Origin of the sequence: Bacillus cereus group sp. BfR-BA-01522 (assembly GCF_022662635.1) — a bacterium.
GTDB classification, from domain to species: Bacteria; Bacillota; Bacilli; order Bacillales; family Bacillaceae_G; genus Bacillus_A; species Bacillus_A cytotoxicus.
The window spans coordinates 303,396-319,767 of record NZ_JAKUDY010000003.1; the positions used below are offsets into that span (position 1 = coordinate 303,396).

Genomic DNA, 16,372 nt, shown 5'->3' on the forward strand with positions numbered 1-16,372 from the left:
ATAATTCGTTACAAATGGATTTGAAACAGAGGAAGAGTGTATAATAAACTTATAGACATAAAGAAAGGAAGTGAGAAACATGAATTTACAGTACATTATTCAAAATATGAATCAGTATATCGAAAGTGAAGGATTAAAAAGAAAACGTTTGGCCAAACGTTTGGGAATGTCTGAATCCAATTTTTCAGATTATCTAAATGGAAAAAGAATGAATGGAATTTATGATTTTGCTGCACACTTAGCTGAAGCCTTAGGACATGAACATACATTTTTTATGGAAGATGCTTTTCATTATGTTTCTGAAAAACAAGAAGAACATGCCTTTTTATTTTCAGCAGGGGAAATGCTATCAGAAAGCGGGGAAGAGGGGTTACATCAATTAACAAAGCTTTGTGATCTTATCGAAATTTACAGCAGAGGTGAATCACATGCCTGAGCTTCATTTCGCGGATCTCCCTAAAATTATTGAAGAAAATAACATCATTAAATCCGAAGTAGAAAACTTACTGAGAAAGTATTTGCAACATTACCATCCAAAAGGCTGGACAATAATTGAAGGTGCGAAAAAATATATTGCTATGCAACATTTCTTGATTGAAGCACCGATCCAAGACCAGTCTTTAGGTGGTTTTATTCGCTCTACAGATACAGAGAAATATATTTGCTATGTGAATACATATCAACCCAGAATTTATCAAAACTTTAGTTTACTTCATGAATTATATCATTTAATTTCACTTCAAGAATTAGAAAAGAAAATCCACATTGTTCATGCAGGGCTAGATACAAATCATACTGAAAGAAAAGCTGATTATTTCGCTTCGTTACTATTAATGGATGAACATGAATTAATAAACTTTTATAATAGCTTTGAGAAAAACGAAGAAACAACATTGCAAAAAATTTTTTTATGCATGAGCCGTTTTAAAGCGCCATTTAAGGCGATATTGATTCGCTTATATGAGTTACAGTTAATCGATTATGCCACAATCAAAGAATATTTTGATCAAAAATTTGATTATCATAAAGAATTTGAAGCGCTTGGGATTGATTCATATATGATTGAACGAAGTAATGTCATTCATTTCGGAAAAATCGAAATGATGATGCAAAAGTATACATTACCAGAGGCTGCACAACAGGCAAATAAACAAGTTCTTGAAGAAATAACGCGCTATTTTCATACTATGAAAGGAGATGCAGTTGATTGACATCTCCAACATTAAAAAGCTTCATACAGCAACATACACATTTTATAACAGATTTAGAAACAATTATTGATACGATTATTGAAAAGCAGCACGTTTATCTTTACGATACATCTGCCATTTCGATTCATGAAAAGGCATACTTCCGATATGATGAAAGGTTATTTTTAAAGAAAGTTCAAGATACACCTGTTTTAATCACAGATGTAATCGCGAAAGAAATGCGGCTAATTGAGGATGTAGAGCAGCGATATATGAAATATTTACAGCATTTCAAAACGATTTTATATGTCGAAGAACAGCAATTATATGATTTGCTTAAAGTTGATTTTGATGTTACAGGTGCAAAGCGAGAGTTTTTAGGGGCAAGTGAACAAGCATTTACTTGTATACAGCCGTTACGAGACACGGTACGAAAGGCTAGAAGATCATTCCAACACGCTGAAAATATTATTTTAGATGACTACATTAGTTTTTTTGTAAACAAGAATGATAAAAATCGCGGAGAAATCTCTTTACTATGGACCGCATGCGTACTAAATCGTTTACCTGGTACATTTTCGATTACATTTATCGGTATCGATCATGATTTGTTCTCATATGTAGAGCAAGCTTGTTTGTTAGGTAGAAATAAAGATTACAATGTATACATCATGAGTAATGAGACATTACTACAAATAGATTACGGCCAACATCAAAATATAACTAAATTACAAAAACTTACTGATATATATCGCAATGAAGATCGAAAAATCATGTATTTTAATCGGAATGAAGATATTATGCATTTAATAAGGCAAAAGAGCAAACTGTCTAATCAAGATTTTATAAAGAAAATTACTTGCAATCAAATCCAAGTTGTATATTAAAAACTTCCTGATAAAGCGGAAGTTTTTTTACGAACCAAATGAACATTATGTTAACTAGGATGACATTTACAACAATTAACATATAGAAGAATGAATCAAGCATACTGAATGATTAACACATAAACGGACTAAAATACATACAAATTTTGAGATCGTACACATAACTTATACATAAAAATGATATTATACGTGTCATTTCTGCAATGTTTTCTTGCGATTGATTTTGTGCCAGCTTATGTTTATAGACTCGGCCATTCGGAATTTATACAGAAAATCTTTAAGCATATATAAGTCATCATAAAAAGACAATCTCATCGGAATATTTCTTTTTCATCTCATTTTGTATAGTTTACTTGTATTTAGAGACAAGTGAACACTTCATTTCCATAACTACCTATAATATATATTATGTTAACTAGAAAAATGATAAGAAAATAAGTCACTCCTGCTTTTTGTCCAACGACACAAATCTCCCTACTTTTACGAACAGATAAAGACCAACATTAATGAATTTTTATTTTTAGCCTTTATCTGTTTGATTGATTCTAAGGTTTTTTACATGACTGACGAACTATTTGTATGTTTATATCATACGGTGTCGTATATTTAATTTCTCAATCGCTTGTTGCATTGGATTTTTATAGTCACTATATCGCGTTTTCTTTTTGATGATAAAATTTCATTTTTCCATCAAGCATATTATTTTCTATTATGAATGCCTAGGAAGTTAAAGTGTACTAACCCAATATGATTCAATATCGTGTTCTTGAATTTTTTTCATCAAGCTTTGCACAGCGGTATTTGGCATGACGTTATATCTTTTTAGATTATCTTCACTTGGTGTAATCCAATAAAAATCCAGATGAGACTCCCTAGATTTAGGAGGAGTTTCAATTTTCAATTTATTACTTTCAACTTTAAAAATATGATTAATTTCGTAATGTAATGTATCTCCATCTGTCCATTGATTTTCAATTGCACCAAGGATTTTTTCGATTGAACAAACAATTCCCATTTCTTCTTCCTACTCTCTCAAAAGTGCTTTTTCAGCCGATTCTCCTAATTCGATATGTCCCCCTGGCAAAAAGAATGATGCCCTTTAAAATGTGCTATTAAAAGTTTTCCGTCTTTAATGTGGTGAAATCGAGTTTTCATCTTTTTCTCCCCCTATTTACTTAACATATATTGCATTCTAATATACTTACGTGTAATTTCGACTAATCATTTAATTTTAATAAGGAAATGAAATTCAGCTTAAAATACATAAAAAGTAGAATAAAAGCGGCTATTGTTAATTCCATGTGCTGTTCAGCATGTTTTTAAGTCTTAAATATCTTAGACAAACAGTATCATTACTTACATGAATTTTCTACTAAGTTGGCAACTTTGTGTCGCATGTTCATCAAGTTGGGACTTTTATGTCGCAGGTTTATGACACAAAAGTCCCAACCAAATTGCTATAATTATTGTAATAATACCTTTATATTTGACCGTATTTAGGGTAATACCAGTCTCTTCTTTTATCTATCTCTTTATCAACGGGACCTAGTCCGTGGATTGGTTCATGTAAATCCCATAGTTGGATTGAATTTGTCTCCTTTATCGTTACTTCCTTTTTCGACATAAATTTGTTATACGTATTATGGTGTTTGGAATCTTTTGTTCAAATTTTATATTTCTTATGAATTTCATTTTTAGAAATTACAATTGATTTATAATCTAAGATAGAGTGGCCATTATAATAAAAGATATGTTCTAAACCATATTTCCCTTCTAAAATCAACGGTAAATATCTCTTCAAGTGGCTGATTATTCCTTGGTTATTTTCGTCTAAAATCCATTCGATTGATTTCCAATCTAATATTCCTTCTTCAACATTAACAGGGGTTTTTAATTGGATACCATCAGATATTTCAGATATAAAAACATAGATACCCGATGAACCATATTCGCTTTCCAATACCACATTTCCTACATATGTCACATTTTCTAAATGAATCCCAGTTTCTTCGTAAGTTTCCCTAATTACACATTCTTCAGGAGTTTCATTTTCTTCTATTTTTCCACCAACACCATTCCATACACCCATTGAAGGTTGTTTGTTTCTATTTAAAAGTAAAAATCTATCATTATTCTTTATCAAACAAGTTGTATGTTTAAACATTTCATTTTCCTCTTCTTTATATTATTTAAGATTTTTGCACTGATTTACACCAAATAAATATTAGAAACTTCTACTGTGATGACTTCTTCTCAAAACCTTTCTTTGAATCTAAAATATTATTTTTGTCACAGAAATTAAATGTTAACCTATAGATATCGGGTTTTTTCTGTAGATTTCCAAAAAAATTTCCAAAAATCGTATCCAAACGAATTATTAAAATAATTTATTATACAAGCCATAATATTCCCATGGGTACCTATAGCTACATTTGTAAAAGTTGGCTTTTCAATAATTTTAAATATAATCGGTAGTGATCTATATTGCACTTCTCTAACAGTTTCTCCTCCTTCTAAACGAAAATCTAAATCTTCGAATGATTTTTTTATTGCAAGTTCGATTTCATTTTCTGGTAATTTTGGTTTAGTCGGTATAATTACTGTTTTGACTTTAATGTTTGGGGCTCAATCCCCTGCAGAAACGCAAAAAGCTATTGATGCTGTTCAATATGCACATGGGAATCATGGTGGTTAAAATCTTATGTTGTTTAATCCAAAATAACTACTGTTTTATACAAAGAGAAGAAATTTTTCTTCTCTTTGTATCTTTAGAATAAAAAATGATAGACTGCAAGTTTTCTGAAGGATCATTTTTTAGATTATCCCCTCCTCCCTCAACTTTAAATAACCACTCCACATTTCAATTATATGTAATATCATAGTTGTTCTTTTTCTTTCTTCTCTTGTTCTGTATTCCCATAAGCGAAAACTTCAGCAACAAATTCGCATAAACCAATGACTACTTCACCGATTACTTCATTCATATGTATCTCCCCTTTTTATAAATTATAATTTCATTATATAAAGTATGATTTATTTATACGATCGAAGAAGATGACATAAACATTACAAGTTTGTAATGTATCATTTGCTTTTAGAGTGTATGAAATTCAAATGAAAAAATCCATTTAAAATAGCCCTCGCTCAAAAGGGCTATTTTGATAAGAAGATTATGCGGGTTTTCGATAAAGCTTTTGCACCTCTTTTTTCTTCTTTTGAGTTGGAGGGCGAATGAAAATAGCAATAATAAAAGAAAGAATAGAAAGAACCCCAATTGTAATAAAAGTTGGCTGAAATCCGCCTAGTAAAGCGCCAATAAATGAACCAGCAAGTGCCCCGAACCCAAACCCTTGATAAACAATTCCATAATTTGTACTATGGTGTTTCAAGCCAAAAAAATCTCCTACGATAGCTGGGAAAATAGTAATATTTCCTCCGAAACAAAAAGCTACACTTGCTACACATGTAAAATAAATCGGATAATTTAAATGCATAAAACTTAGAACAAAAACAGATAATCCAATGATTACAAACGTAGCTGAAACGATTTTTAATCTGCCGATTTTATCAGATAGCGTTCCGAGAATAATTCTTCCCATTGTATTAAAAATAGCAATCATAGCAACGGCATTTGCGGCATTTGCAGCGCTAAGTCCTACAAGTTGAACACCGATATCCTTTACCATCCCGATTAAATATAACCCACTCATACAGGAAGTAAATAACATAAAAAATAAAAGATATCCTTGATTTGTACGTAACATTTCCTTAGGTGTGTAGTTATTATTCGCAGTTTGAGTAATCGTCTCATTCGTAGGTGCTTCATGTAAAAAGAAAGATCCTACTAAAATGAAAAGTAAAACGATCATGCCCCAGTATAAAAAAGCTTGTGATACACCAACTGTATCGATTAACTTAATGTTTATATATTTAAAAATTAAACTTCCCATTCCGTAAGCCGAAACAGAGATCCCTGAGATGAGACCTTTGCGATTGGGAAACCATTTTATTAAATTTGATAATGATGTAATGTATGCTGTTCCGTCTGCATAACCGACCACTACACCAGCTAATATATAGAGTAAAAATAAAGAAGAGATTTGGGAACTAAGTATCAATCCTAATCCAAGAATAATTCCTGAAGCTGCAATTAATTTGCGAAGTCCTATTTTTTGTTGTAATTTACCTGCAAATAGGGTTGAAAATGATAATGAAAAGCTGGTAATAGAAAAAGTAACTGCTACAGCATGAAGTGGCCAACCGAATTTATCTACTAAAGGTTGATTAAATAAGCTCCATGTATAAATTGTACCAAGACCAATTTGTACCACGATTGTACCTAAGACAATAAGCCATGGGTTAATCGTTGTTTGTTTCATGCTAACTGTCCCTTCTTTTAGTGATATGTTTTTCACGATTTAGTATATCCATGTTTAGTTGGGAGATACGAACAGGAAAATGGAAATAATGTTGTGTAAAAACAGACAAAAAGACGCCTCATTGTAGGAAACGTCTTTTTGTAGATTATATACGGTTGTTGAAAAAAGTTTGTTAAGATAAGACATCTTCAAATGCTTATGTATATATCATATCAAACCATTTTGTAATTGTTATAGGGCTTAAGATGTATATTTCATTCCTGAAAAAGTCGGATATTTAGTATTCAATCTCCTCATAATCTTTCGGATGAGGAATTGTCTGCATATTTGCTGCATCTTTTGGATCACTATAAACTGCGTTTTGTTCCGTACTTATTTCTTTTGTAACAAGTTCTTTTTTCTTTTTATTTGGCTGTTTCTTCATGAAATTCAACTCCTTTATATTTCCTTATAAGTAGCTATACCCTAATTTTGTTAAGCTTACTAATGATAAATTTCATAATATATGGGTAAAATAAGGAAAGAAAAGTATTTTACATATGTTTCACTTTTCTTTCCTATAATGACTCCATGAAGATTAGAAATTAAATGAAAAACCACCAGTTCCAGCAATTAAAACAACCGAAACAACCAAAGCAGCCGAAACAACGTCCGCCGCAGCGACCGCAACCTCCACAACGCCCACACCCGCCGCAGCGACGAGCGTCCTCTTGCATATAATAATATGGATATTGATTTTGATTTTGTTGATCCCAATACACTACATTACCAGGTTGATAATCGTTAAGACTTAACGATTGCAGTTCTTGTTGAAACTCGTTCATATTGATGCCCTCCATTTATTCATTAAAAATTTAGCTATGTCGCTTTCTATTTTTTCTCGACTCAATAGGACTGATCTATAAACTAATACGTACACCAACAAAATATGACCTATCAGTGGGTGATGTACCTTGTTTAGATGCCTATTTTTCATAGTTATTTTGACAACTAATTTAAAAATAAATGGAGTTACTTTGTGTATATAATATTTACTCAAAGTATTTTTTCACACTTTCTTGCAACAAAATTTTAGACATGGAAGTAATAGACTTGTTCTTCGTTATAAACTTGACCAGCCTGTATATTTTCCTTATGTACAGTTAATCGAATTTCTTTATGTTTCTTTTATCCACTTTTGCATCTCAGCTAAAGCAGCTTATCGTTTGTTTATATATATCGTATCGTTTAAGATTTGTTTGATAAAATCCGTTTTCCCTTCACAATAACCATCTATGTTATAACAATAGATGGTAGCTAACTGATATTTTAGTTTTTCATATTCTTTTCGCGCTCGTTCATTAGCAGATAAATAATCTCGCAGTGCCATGTGTTCTAAATATCCTTTCCCGTCCTGTGGGCAAACGTAAAGGTGGTACTTCATTCCACTCTCTTCATCTTTTCTTTGAAAAGCTTCACGCCCTTCTCCCCCTAAATTACCTTGATGTTTATACCCTTCTTTTTCTAATCGATTGATAATATTTGGTAACAGATCGTTGCTTTCAATAACAACATCAATATCAAGAATTGGTTTAGCTGCTAAGCCTTCTACTGTTTTTGAAACTCATCTTTCCATTTTGGATTATATGGGACAACTTCTATTTTTCTTTTTTCAAGCATCATTATTGGCTTCCTTCTCTCTTTTTTCATAAAACTTCTTCAATATCTCTATTTCGGCTCAATATACTCAAATATATTTCCATCAGGATGGCGCGCAATCATTTTTATTCCCGTTGGAACTGAAATAGGTTCTGTAAGAATATCACCTCCATGCTTTACAATAAATTGTTTAGCAAATTGAATGGTATCTGTCACGAGCGTTGCTGCAATATGACGTGTCGCTATGTGATTTTCATCTACAATCAATAATACATTAGAGAATCTAACTACTTTTGTTTCATTTACTTGAAATTCATGAGGCTGTTCTTGTTTTAATAAAGATTTGTAGAAATCAAGATGCGGTTGCAAGTTAGAAATATAAATACGGGGTATAGCAGTTAATATATTCATATTGTTCCCTCTTTTCATAAGTATATATAGAAAAAGTATTTCGTTTGCTAAAATTTTACAAAATACCTTTTGTGAAATTTTAGCAAATACCGTTCATAATAGCAACGCTTTCTGTAATTTAAAAAGAAATGAAAGATACAAAATCCACATATACGATTTCCTTGTTTCTAAAAAATGTTTTCTGTTCCCCGTATACTTCTATTCGAATACTGTTCCATTTCTTCAAAGATGATGAAATGAATTTATAAATACGATAAGATTGTCGAAATGAAAAAAGTGGTATATAATAAGCAGTAACATTACTAGTAATTATTTTAGGTATTCCTAGAATAAAGGAGCGATACATATGAAAATTACTATTTATTTTGGAAGTCATGAAGATCAAGATGTACGTACAATGGATTGTCATTTAGATGTAGACGATGCAGAAGAACTTGTCTCTGTTTCATAGTATAAATTGAACATAAATAGGGAAGATTCTCCTTCCCTATTGCATGTAGACACCTTTTTATAGGTGTCTTTTTTGTTGTTTTTCGTCGAAAAATCCTTTACTTTAGCGCAATAAAATAGTAGAATATAAACATACGAACAAGTGTTCTTGTTATTTTATTTGTACTTGAAGGGATGATTTTTACAATGGCTCAAAAGAAGCGCAGAGGAAGAAAAAAGCATACACCGACTATCTCAAATACAGGTTTTATTGGCTCTGTCTTTATTGATACATTGGAATTACAAAAAAAATCTTATTATTTCTCCCGAAAAAAGTTGCAAATTGTCCATCATGTATTAGATGGTCTTGCTGAAGCAACAAGTTCTCTATTTCATGAGCATGAAGTTGCAGCATATATATCTTGCGTATATTTACATAAACAAAAGAAAATCGGTTTCGTTCTTTCTACAAAGCCGTTTGAACAAACCGATGGTATTGCTTATTTTAAAAATTATTTAATCGAAAAGAATTTTTATGGTAAAACGGATCAAGAAGTGGAATACCAAGAAGTATTTAATACAGGTTTTATTGGTGTTGTATTTGCAGATTTATCCAGTATTGATCGCTTTAATTTTGAATTTGAAATGAACATGTTATTTAAACTTATGAAAGACATGATTATTCCTGTTAAGGAACTCTTCTTGCGCCATAACATTCCGGCTTATATTTCGACATCTCATTTAGAGACTCAAAATAAAGTAGGGTTTGTTTTATCTATCAAACCTTATGATGAACGAGCAGAGGCGGATTTATATTTTGAAACATACTTAAAAGAACGTGGCTTGTTTATCGGTGATGAAGAAGATGAAATGGATAAGATTGTGATTCGAAAGAAAGTTGAACTTCTATAACAAAAGCACAGGATTTCTATTCATCCTGTGCTTTTTCAAATATATTAATACGGATTCGCTCATGTCCTTTTTCTATTACAGTTTGAGTTGCTTGCTATCTCCTCTCTATTTCCAAGTAGCTTTTGACTGGATCCATCTTTTATGGCATTTGCTACTCTCTCTTATGTATCGTCCCTATTCTTCAGCAAAAGCAATCATTCTATCTTGAATTCTTTTATCATATTTTGCAAGATCTGATACAAGGTTAGAAATCCATTCTTCAAATTTACGATATGTTTCCCCTGCCTGTTTTGTATTACTTTGCCGATCAATCGATTTACGTACTCAATTCCCTTAAATAAGAGATTTATCCAAAATTTTCATTTTCTAAAATAACAACAGAATCATTTGTCATGTTTCCAGCTTCTTTTGTATACGCAACAAGCCTTTGTATGTTATCACAACAAAGTTTTGCTCCCCATACAAGTAATGGGACACCTATAAAATCAATATGTAACCTTCTTGAAAATAAGCCCCCGAATGTCATTGGTAACGGTACAGTTGGTGATGTATTCGAAAAGATAATTTTTTCGTTATTTTGGTATTGTTGTTGAAGAATCTCCGCCAAATGCTTCATTGCAGGTACAACTACTTTGGATGCTCCATGACCAACTGTGTAAACAGGATTTCCCAGCTCGTCTCTCCCGCGAAAAATAATCTTCCCCATATCTGAAGTTTTTAGTTTGTTGAAATACTCTACATTTAAAATTTCTTCTTTTGTTAGTTTTCGGTCCGTTGGTAGCTGATTTAAGTGATACGCTGCAGCAAGCGAAGTTGTATGTGTCCCACCAAAATCTGTATAAATAAAAATCATCTGCATCATCCTTTGTTGTAATGGTTCAATGTATATTAGTATCACCGAATTTAACATTTACTAATCAGAAGCTTTTCATATTTAAAGAATATAGAAAGAATTGAAAGATGATATGACAAAATAATGGATTTCTACAAAAATGCTTAATATCCAATTGTAACTTTTCTAAAAAGGCTGCATATAGTTAAAAAGATTACTTTTCTAAAAAGGAGATGATTCGATGTTACAGGCTCTTCTTGTTTTTTCTGCCCTTTCCTTTTTATTTATTCTTGGAGGATTTATTCTCTTGTTACAACAGCAAAAAGAAATCCAAAATATAAAAACAATGTTAAATGAAAAACAAAATACTACGAACAACGCATCGGGAAATGGGACACCTGTTAAGCTAGATATGAATGTTTTAAATAGCCTTCTCAGCGCTAGTTTATCTAAAGATTTAAACGTAACAAGCAATCATAAGGAAGAATCTAAAGAATAACCTCTATGTCCTCGTTATAAAAGGAGAATTCCTATGTCAGAAAAATCTATTTCTATTATAATCCCTGGCTATGATCATTCGAATTCATTAATAAACATATTCCTATCTTGTCACCAGCTACATCCGCTAGAAATCATTTGTGTCGTAAATAAAAATGCTACTCTCCCACGTCATATTACGGAAAATAAACTTGTTAAGATCATAGAGGTGGATGAAACTCTCCATTGCAACAACCGTCAAGTAATAGGTGCAGAAGAAGCAAATGGAGATGTCTTATTATTTTTAGACCCGCAATCTATCATTTCCTCTTCTGTATTCTATATATTTCTTGAACCATTATTGAAAGATGAGGCAGATGTAGTATTGAATAATGTAAATAAGATTTTTTATAAGAAAGAGCGCCCTAATACAATCAGTATATGGCAACAAGTAGTAAATCATATTTTTCATCGTCCTGATTTAAATATCGATTCTTTTTTATCATTGCCTTATGGAATAACGAGAGCTGTGATTGAGACAATCGGCCTTGACTCATTATTAAATCCCATTCTAGCAGAACAAAAAGTAATCCATCATAACTTTCGTATCGTTCATCATGTGGAAGTTGATTCTCATTCTCCTTTCCATACGAAATTTCATGATAACGAATTCTCTCTCGATGAAAAAAGAATGATCCATCATTATATAGAAGCAATCGCCAATCATCTTCATAGCTCGCAATGCTCTAGAGCTAAATATACTGATGGAAAGCGTCGGCGAGATCTTGCTGCTGATTTCATCTCTCGACAGTTAAAATATCCCCCAAAAATCACGATAGGTAAGCAAACATTCTCTAAGCTTTATGGCGGAAAGCAGCTTTCTATTATCATTCCTGTTCAAAATGAAGAAAAGACAATAAAGGCTGTTATTCAAGAATTAAAGAAATTAGAACCGTTAGAAATCATTGTTGTAATTAATGGAACAACAGATCGTACGGAAGAAATTGCGAAAAAATGCGGTGCCACTGTGATCAGTTATGAAGAAGCACTCGGAAATGATACAGGGCGTGCGATTGGTGCCTATTTTTCAAAAGGAGATATATTATTATTTGTCGACGGAGATTTCGTCATTCCGAAGTACGATTTATTACCATTTGTGCAAGCTGTACAAAATGGCGTCGATTTAGCCTTAAACAACTTAGATTCCTACTACATGTATCGTTTTCCTTATTCCATTGTTACAGCTTGTAAATATGCTGTGAATGTAGCGTGTGCCCGCAAAGATTTAGGGATGGGATCTACGATTGCAGTTCCGCATGCTTTTAGCCGTAATTGTATTGAAAAAATCGGTTATCTTTCACTTGTTTGTCCAGTCTATAGTCAAGTGAAAGCAATACTAGAAGGTTTCTGTATAAAAAATGTTCATTCTGTTTCTATTGATACAATGAATCGTGTTCGCCCAGAAAAGCATTTTTCTAAAAATAAGGGGATTTCTTTAGCGATGCAACAAATTATTGGGGATCATGTAGAAGGGATTTCTTATCTTATTACTCAGAAAAGAATAAAGACTTCACATTGATCCATAATGTGATTCAGTGTGTTATAAATGCTAAAAAGGATTGATAACACACTGAAAAATCATTCATGTGAAAGGTTTTGTTTTTTTATTAAATAGGAAAGTGCCTCGATATGGTCTCCCATTATTCTTAATACTGCAGGAGGATGCCCGCCTTTACTAAAGTGCTCTTTCAAACGAAAGCGGTTTGGTTTAATAACGTCTACATAATGAACACATTCCACTTTGTAACCTTTTAAAATCGCTTTTACTTGCGCAAAGCTCGGGCATACTAGGCTTTCCCATCCAATCCCTTCTATACATTTTCTGCTTATTGCATGTGGAATCGCTACTAATGAACCATTACTTAAATCAGGACGATTATAAGACAGATTTAACATATACTTTAAAATATCAACAATATGAAATGGGGGCTTTAAACTAGATGTTAAATGATTTAAAGCGACATCTGTCCCTTTGGCCACTGCTAGCACATATGGGGATAGATCATTGGCAGGAATGCTGAAATCCGCATCTACAAATAAAAGAATGTCTCCTGTGGATGCAAATGCACCGACTGCTCGCCCAACATTGTGCCCGAGTGATTCTGTATATTCAATCACTGTCGCCCCCAGTCTTGAAGCAATGGTTGCCGTTTGATCACTAGAACCATTTACAACAACAATCACTTCGAATGGTTCTAGTTTTCTTATCTCATGAATCACGCGTTCTATTGTCTTTTCTTCATTTTGTGCTGGAATGATAACAGAAAGTTGGTTCTTATTATAAAGGGTAGATCGCATTCCAGATCCTTTTTGATAAAAAGGAAACGACTGATCACGCTGCAATTGTTCAATGATATCTCTTCGCTTTCCTCCATCTGTAAATCCCCCTCGAACATTACGCCCTCTTACCCAGTTTGAAATTGCTAGTAGATACCGCTTCACTTCAAGACTTTCCTCTTTTGATAAACAATCCTTATATAAACCGCTTTCTTCTAGTAGTTCTTCAGCACATAATGTATGAAGAGCACAATGATGACGAATACGCCAGCCTTGTTCTAATAATTGTATATGTGATAGAAGTAGGTTTTTAAAAGTGTCATAGCCAATGCTTGTCACCACTTCTTTTGTAAGAGCAAATGGAAGAGAAAGTAATGAATTACTCTTCAAGTCTGGGCGACCTAAAAATTCATTTAATACTTTGCGCCATACAATGTGTAAGTTTTGATATTTTCCTATATGAAGAATCCCATCTAGTTTATTTAAAACCGCGTCCGTATCATCATAAAGAATAGGTACTAAAAAATCATTCATTTGTTCGGATGATAAAAGAAAGCTGCCATGTAAAACGAAACAAACATCCCCCTTTGCAATCTCTAAAGCAGAGGAATAATCATTATATTTCGTCTCAGATGTATTTTCAAAGACAGTTAAACAATGATATTTCTTAGAAATTTCAATCACTTCACGCTGTGAACGAGAACATAATATGATTATTTCAACAGGATTTAGTTGCTTCACATTTTTAATTACTTCCTCCAATGTATAAACGTGCTTACTGCATACAATAATTGCCGTTAATGACTTTTTCATTCCCTTCCACCATCCTCTCTTCGCATTTGTTTTATAAAAAATACACGCTACTAAATTACTATATACAAATGGAATCGATAGCGTATAAAATAAACGTCTATTTTTTATAAGAAATATTTATTATGTATACAAAAGTAAGAGAGATATTGGGCTAATCTTTTATTTTTATTTTTTGCCGTTCCATCAAATATTTTCATGCATATCGTACTCATAGATGCTATTAGAAAGGAGGAAAAATTATGGCATGTACGACAAATAACATTTGTTTTGATGTCTGTCTTGTTATCACAATTACCCCTGGAAATGGTATATCCAGTTTAGTAAATTGTGACGGGATATGCGGAAATAGCCCATCAATTGAAATTAGTCCAACTGGATCCATTATCATTACACTACCGTTAATCGCATGTTTCTCTATTACTTTAAATGATGATTTAAGCGTTGACTCTCAGCTGACAAGCCTTTCATTTCAAACTTCTTAATTGTAAAACGATATGTAAATGTACAAAAGCGAAAAAGGGATGGTATTTCACCGTCTCTTTTTCGCTTTTGCTACATATAAAGAAATATAATAAACATTTTCATTTAAAATATCATTCATCATTAATCCATATGATGTTGGATGAGTTCTAACAAAATACTCAATCCTTTTTTTAATTCTTCCAATGGTGCATAGGCATAGGAAAGACGAATATGATGTAAATCACTTGATTGATAAATATACCCTGGATTGATTAAAACATTTTGATTCAGTAACTTTAGAAATAACGCCTTATTTACAATAGGCTCATGAAACCTGAGCCATATATAAAAACCACCTTCAGGATTTTTCCACGTAGCGACTTTTTGAAATTGCTGTTCTAATATTTCTTCTACAAATGTAGCCCTTCTTTTTAATTGTTCACGAAGTTGAATTAGGTGCTTTTCATATAACCCTGACGATATCCAATATGAGACGATTTCTTGAGAAAAAGCACTAGAACCATAATCTGTTTGCATTTTTATATCAGCCAATCGCTCAATTACAGGTGAAGGTGCAACCACCCAACCAATTCGTAATCCAGGACTCAGTGTTTTAGATACACTACCGATATAAAGCACTTGGCCTGATGTATCAATCGATTTTATGGCAGGAGAAGAGGATTCAAATAACAGTTCGTGATATACATCATCCTCAATAATCGGGATTTGTAGCTCTTTACACACATTATATAGTTGTTTCTTTTCTTCCATTGACCAATTATATCCTGTTGGATTGTGTAATGTTGGTACACAGTAAAATAAAGATTGTCTTTTTCTTTTGAGTGTCCGTAATTTGTTCGTTAAACTAGCATCCCTCGAAATTGAAATCATACGCATTCCAGCGGATTGAAAAGGATGCACAGAATTTAAATAAGAAGATTGTTCTTGAAAAACAATGGAACCCTCTTCTAATAATCCAAATGCAATGAATTGCAGTGCTTGAAGTGCACCTGAAACAATTAAAATGTTCTCTGGCGTTGTTTGAATACCACGTTTTTTTAAATGGTTACATAAAACATCTCGCAGCTTTTTATTTCCTTGTGGTGATGAATAACCAATTGCTTTTGAATCAATTGAAATTTCTTTTAATGACTGTTCAATTTGTTTTGTTGGGAGTAATTCTGGTGATAATTCGCCTGTTCCAAGACGAATAATATGATCCATTTGCTCGTATTCATTGATGAGTTGAATCGTATGATAGTTTGGCTTATGAATACTTGATTCAATGTGTTGCTGCCAATTCGGTTGAGATTTATTTAAAAGTACATTCCACGAATTATTAGCCACAAATACCCCTGATCCCATTTTTGATTCAAGCAAACCATCCGCCTTTAATTCATCAAGTGCAAGTTGCACAGTACTTCTATTCACATGAAATTGCATTGCTAGTTGGCGTTGTGTTGGAATCTTTGTACCAACAGTCCAATCTCCTCGTTCAATATGAGATTTTATCCAATCTACGATTTGTTCTTGAACAGTCAAGTGAGAATAACGGTTTGGTTTCCACTTCATATAATTCCCCCTTAAATTGGGTGGATAAGAAAC

The 16,372-nt window shown here is 32.6% G+C and carries 17 protein-coding genes and 2 pseudogenes; 7 read left to right on the forward strand and 12 right to left on the reverse strand.

From position 1 onward, the window contains the following. The first annotated feature begins 79 nt into the window (after nt 1-79). The 3 genes from MR059_RS06585 to MR059_RS06595 are packed head-to-tail and all read left to right on the forward strand — an operon-like array spanning nt 80 to nt 2,077. The gene (locus MR059_RS06585; protein WP_012094334.1) at nt 80-436 is read left to right on the forward strand and encodes a transcriptional regulator; all 357 of its coding nucleotides are present in this window, start codon (nt 80-82) and stop codon (nt 434-436) included. Continuing rightward, complete coding sequence (locus tag MR059_RS06590) at nt 429-1,211, forward strand: ImmA/IrrE family metallo-endopeptidase (RefSeq protein ID WP_012094336.1); 783 nt, start codon at nt 429-431, stop codon at nt 1,209-1,211. The genes MR059_RS06585 and MR059_RS06590 overlap by 8 nt, the downstream gene beginning before the upstream one ends. Next, nucleotides 1,208-2,077, forward strand: a complete 870-nt coding sequence (locus tag MR059_RS06595) for a hypothetical protein (protein WP_242161654.1) — start codon at nt 1,208-1,210, stop codon at nt 2,075-2,077. The genes MR059_RS06590 and MR059_RS06595 overlap by 4 nt, the downstream gene beginning before the upstream one ends. Before the next feature lie 727 nt (nt 2,078-2,804). On the opposite strand, the pseudogene MR059_RS06600 reads toward MR059_RS06595, so the two are convergent. From MR059_RS06600 to MR059_RS06630, 8 genes and pseudogenes are all read right to left on the reverse strand, one after another. Then, nucleotides 2,805-3,232: pseudogene (locus MR059_RS06600) on the reverse strand (NUDIX domain-containing protein). Nucleotides 3,233-3,740: 508 nt separating this feature from the next. Further along, nucleotides 3,741-4,241 carry an NUDIX hydrolase gene (locus MR059_RS06605; protein WP_242161655.1) on the reverse strand — a complete coding sequence of 167 codons (501 nt, stop codon included), beginning with the start codon at nt 4,239-4,241 and terminating at the stop codon, nt 3,741-3,743. A gap of 146 nt (nt 4,242-4,387) precedes the next feature. Next, nucleotides 4,388-4,693 carry a histidine phosphatase family protein gene (locus MR059_RS22230; protein ID WP_396021792.1) on the reverse strand — a complete coding sequence of 102 codons (306 nt, stop codon included), beginning with the start codon at nt 4,691-4,693 and terminating at the stop codon, nt 4,388-4,390. A 554-nt stretch (nt 4,694-5,247) separates the two neighbouring features. Then, complete coding sequence (locus tag MR059_RS06610) at nt 5,248-6,456, reverse strand: L-lactate MFS transporter (protein ID WP_012094340.1); 1,209 nt, start codon at nt 6,454-6,456, stop codon at nt 5,248-5,250. 277 nt (nt 6,457-6,733) lie between these two features. Next, a complete protein-coding gene (locus tag MR059_RS06615) occupies nt 6,734-6,880 on the reverse strand; it encodes a hypothetical protein (protein ID WP_087094953.1) in 147 nt (48 codons plus the stop codon). Nucleotides 6,881-7,040: 160 nt separating this feature from the next. Next, nucleotides 7,041-7,295: a heterocycloanthracin/sonorensin family bacteriocin gene (locus tag MR059_RS06620; protein ID WP_242161656.1), complete on the reverse strand. Its 255-nt coding sequence runs from the start codon at nt 7,293-7,295 to the stop codon at nt 7,041-7,043. A 359-nt stretch (nt 7,296-7,654) separates the two neighbouring features. Further along, the gene (locus tag MR059_RS06625; RefSeq protein ID WP_313932395.1) at nt 7,655-8,023 is read right to left on the reverse strand and encodes a GrpB family protein; all 369 of its coding nucleotides are present in this window, start codon (nt 8,021-8,023) and stop codon (nt 7,655-7,657) included. Nucleotides 8,024-8,163: 140 nt separating this feature from the next. After that, nucleotides 8,164-8,505: a VOC family protein gene (locus MR059_RS06630; RefSeq protein ID WP_012094343.1), complete on the reverse strand. Its 342-nt coding sequence runs from the start codon at nt 8,503-8,505 to the stop codon at nt 8,164-8,166. Between the two features lie 636 nt (nt 8,506-9,141). Here MR059_RS06630 and MR059_RS06635 point away from each other — a divergent pair. Beyond that, nucleotides 9,142-9,846, forward strand: a complete 705-nt coding sequence (locus MR059_RS06635) for a hypothetical protein (protein WP_242161657.1) — start codon at nt 9,142-9,144, stop codon at nt 9,844-9,846. Between the two features lie 16 nt (nt 9,847-9,862). Here MR059_RS06635 and MR059_RS22235 read toward each other — a convergent pair. After that, nucleotides 9,863-10,170, reverse strand: a pseudogene (locus MR059_RS22235) (hypothetical protein); the annotation flags it as partial. A gap of 22 nt (nt 10,171-10,192) precedes the next feature. Next, nucleotides 10,193-10,699: a DUF3189 family protein gene (locus MR059_RS06640; RefSeq protein WP_012094346.1), complete on the reverse strand. Its 507-nt coding sequence runs from the start codon at nt 10,697-10,699 to the stop codon at nt 10,193-10,195. Nucleotides 10,700-10,919: 220 nt separating this feature from the next. On the opposite strand from MR059_RS06640, the gene MR059_RS06645 reads away from it, so the two are divergent. Next, entirely contained in the window at nt 10,920-11,177 is a 258-nt protein-coding gene (locus MR059_RS06645; RefSeq protein WP_087094955.1) for a hypothetical protein, read from the forward strand. Between the two features lie 33 nt (nt 11,178-11,210). Next, complete coding sequence (locus MR059_RS06650) at nt 11,211-12,734, forward strand: glycosyltransferase (protein WP_242161658.1); 1,524 nt, start codon at nt 11,211-11,213, stop codon at nt 12,732-12,734. A gap of 59 nt (nt 12,735-12,793) precedes the next feature. On the opposite strand, the gene MR059_RS06655 is transcribed toward MR059_RS06650, so the two are convergent. Then, nucleotides 12,794-14,305, reverse strand: coding sequence for a glycosyltransferase family 2 protein (locus MR059_RS06655; RefSeq protein WP_242161659.1), 1,512 nt, complete (start codon nt 14,303-14,305; stop codon nt 12,794-12,796). A gap of 239 nt (nt 14,306-14,544) precedes the next feature. On the opposite strand from MR059_RS06655, the gene MR059_RS06660 reads away from it, so the two are divergent. After that, nucleotides 14,545-14,787: a hypothetical protein gene (locus tag MR059_RS06660; protein WP_012094350.1), complete on the forward strand. Its 243-nt coding sequence runs from the start codon at nt 14,545-14,547 to the stop codon at nt 14,785-14,787. A gap of 121 nt (nt 14,788-14,908) precedes the next feature. Here the strand turns inward: MR059_RS06660 and MR059_RS06665 are convergent, their stop codons facing one another. Then, nucleotides 14,909-16,339, reverse strand: coding sequence for an aminotransferase-like domain-containing protein (locus MR059_RS06665; RefSeq protein WP_242161660.1), 1,431 nt, complete (start codon nt 16,337-16,339; stop codon nt 14,909-14,911). Nucleotides 16,340-16,372: the final 33 nt, after the last annotated feature.

Bases quoted from the DNA above. Each gene is read 5' to 3' on its own strand.
- MR059_RS06585 (WP_012094334.1), top strand. From the start codon at position 80: ATGAATTTACAGTACATTATTCAAAATATGAATCAGTATATCGAAAGT.
- MR059_RS06590 (WP_012094336.1), top strand. From the start codon at position 429: ATGCCTGAGCTTCATTTCGCGGATCTCCCTAAAATTATTGAAGAAAAT.
- MR059_RS06605 (WP_242161655.1), bottom strand. From the start codon at position 4,241: ATGTTTAAACATACAACTTGTTTGATAAAGAATAATGATAGATTTTTA.
- MR059_RS06610 (WP_012094340.1), bottom strand. From the start codon at position 6,456: ATGAAACAAACAACGATTAACCCATGGCTTATTGTCTTAGGTACAATC.
- MR059_RS06615 (WP_087094953.1), bottom strand. From the start codon at position 6,880: ATGAAGAAACAGCCAAATAAAAAGAAAAAAGAACTTGTTACAAAAGAA.
- MR059_RS06620 (WP_242161656.1), bottom strand. From the start codon at position 7,295: ATGGAGGGCATCAATATGAACGAGTTTCAACAAGAACTGCAATCGTTA.
- MR059_RS06630 (WP_012094343.1), bottom strand. From the start codon at position 8,505: ATGAATATATTAACTGCTATACCCCGTATTTATATTTCTAACTTGCAA.
- MR059_RS06635 (WP_242161657.1), top strand. From the start codon at position 9,142: ATGGCTCAAAAGAAGCGCAGAGGAAGAAAAAAGCATACACCGACTATC.
- MR059_RS06640 (WP_012094346.1), bottom strand. From the start codon at position 10,699: ATGATTTTTATTTATACAGATTTTGGTGGGACACATACAACTTCGCTT.
- MR059_RS06645 (WP_087094955.1), top strand. From the start codon at position 10,920: ATGTTACAGGCTCTTCTTGTTTTTTCTGCCCTTTCCTTTTTATTTATT.
- MR059_RS06650 (WP_242161658.1), top strand. From the start codon at position 11,211: ATGTCAGAAAAATCTATTTCTATTATAATCCCTGGCTATGATCATTCG.
- MR059_RS06655 (WP_242161659.1), bottom strand. From the start codon at position 14,305: ATGAAAAAGTCATTAACGGCAATTATTGTATGCAGTAAGCACGTTTAT.
- MR059_RS06660 (WP_012094350.1), top strand. From the start codon at position 14,545: ATGGCATGTACGACAAATAACATTTGTTTTGATGTCTGTCTTGTTATC.
- MR059_RS06665 (WP_242161660.1), bottom strand. From the start codon at position 16,339: ATGAAGTGGAAACCAAACCGTTATTCTCACTTGACTGTTCAAGAACAA.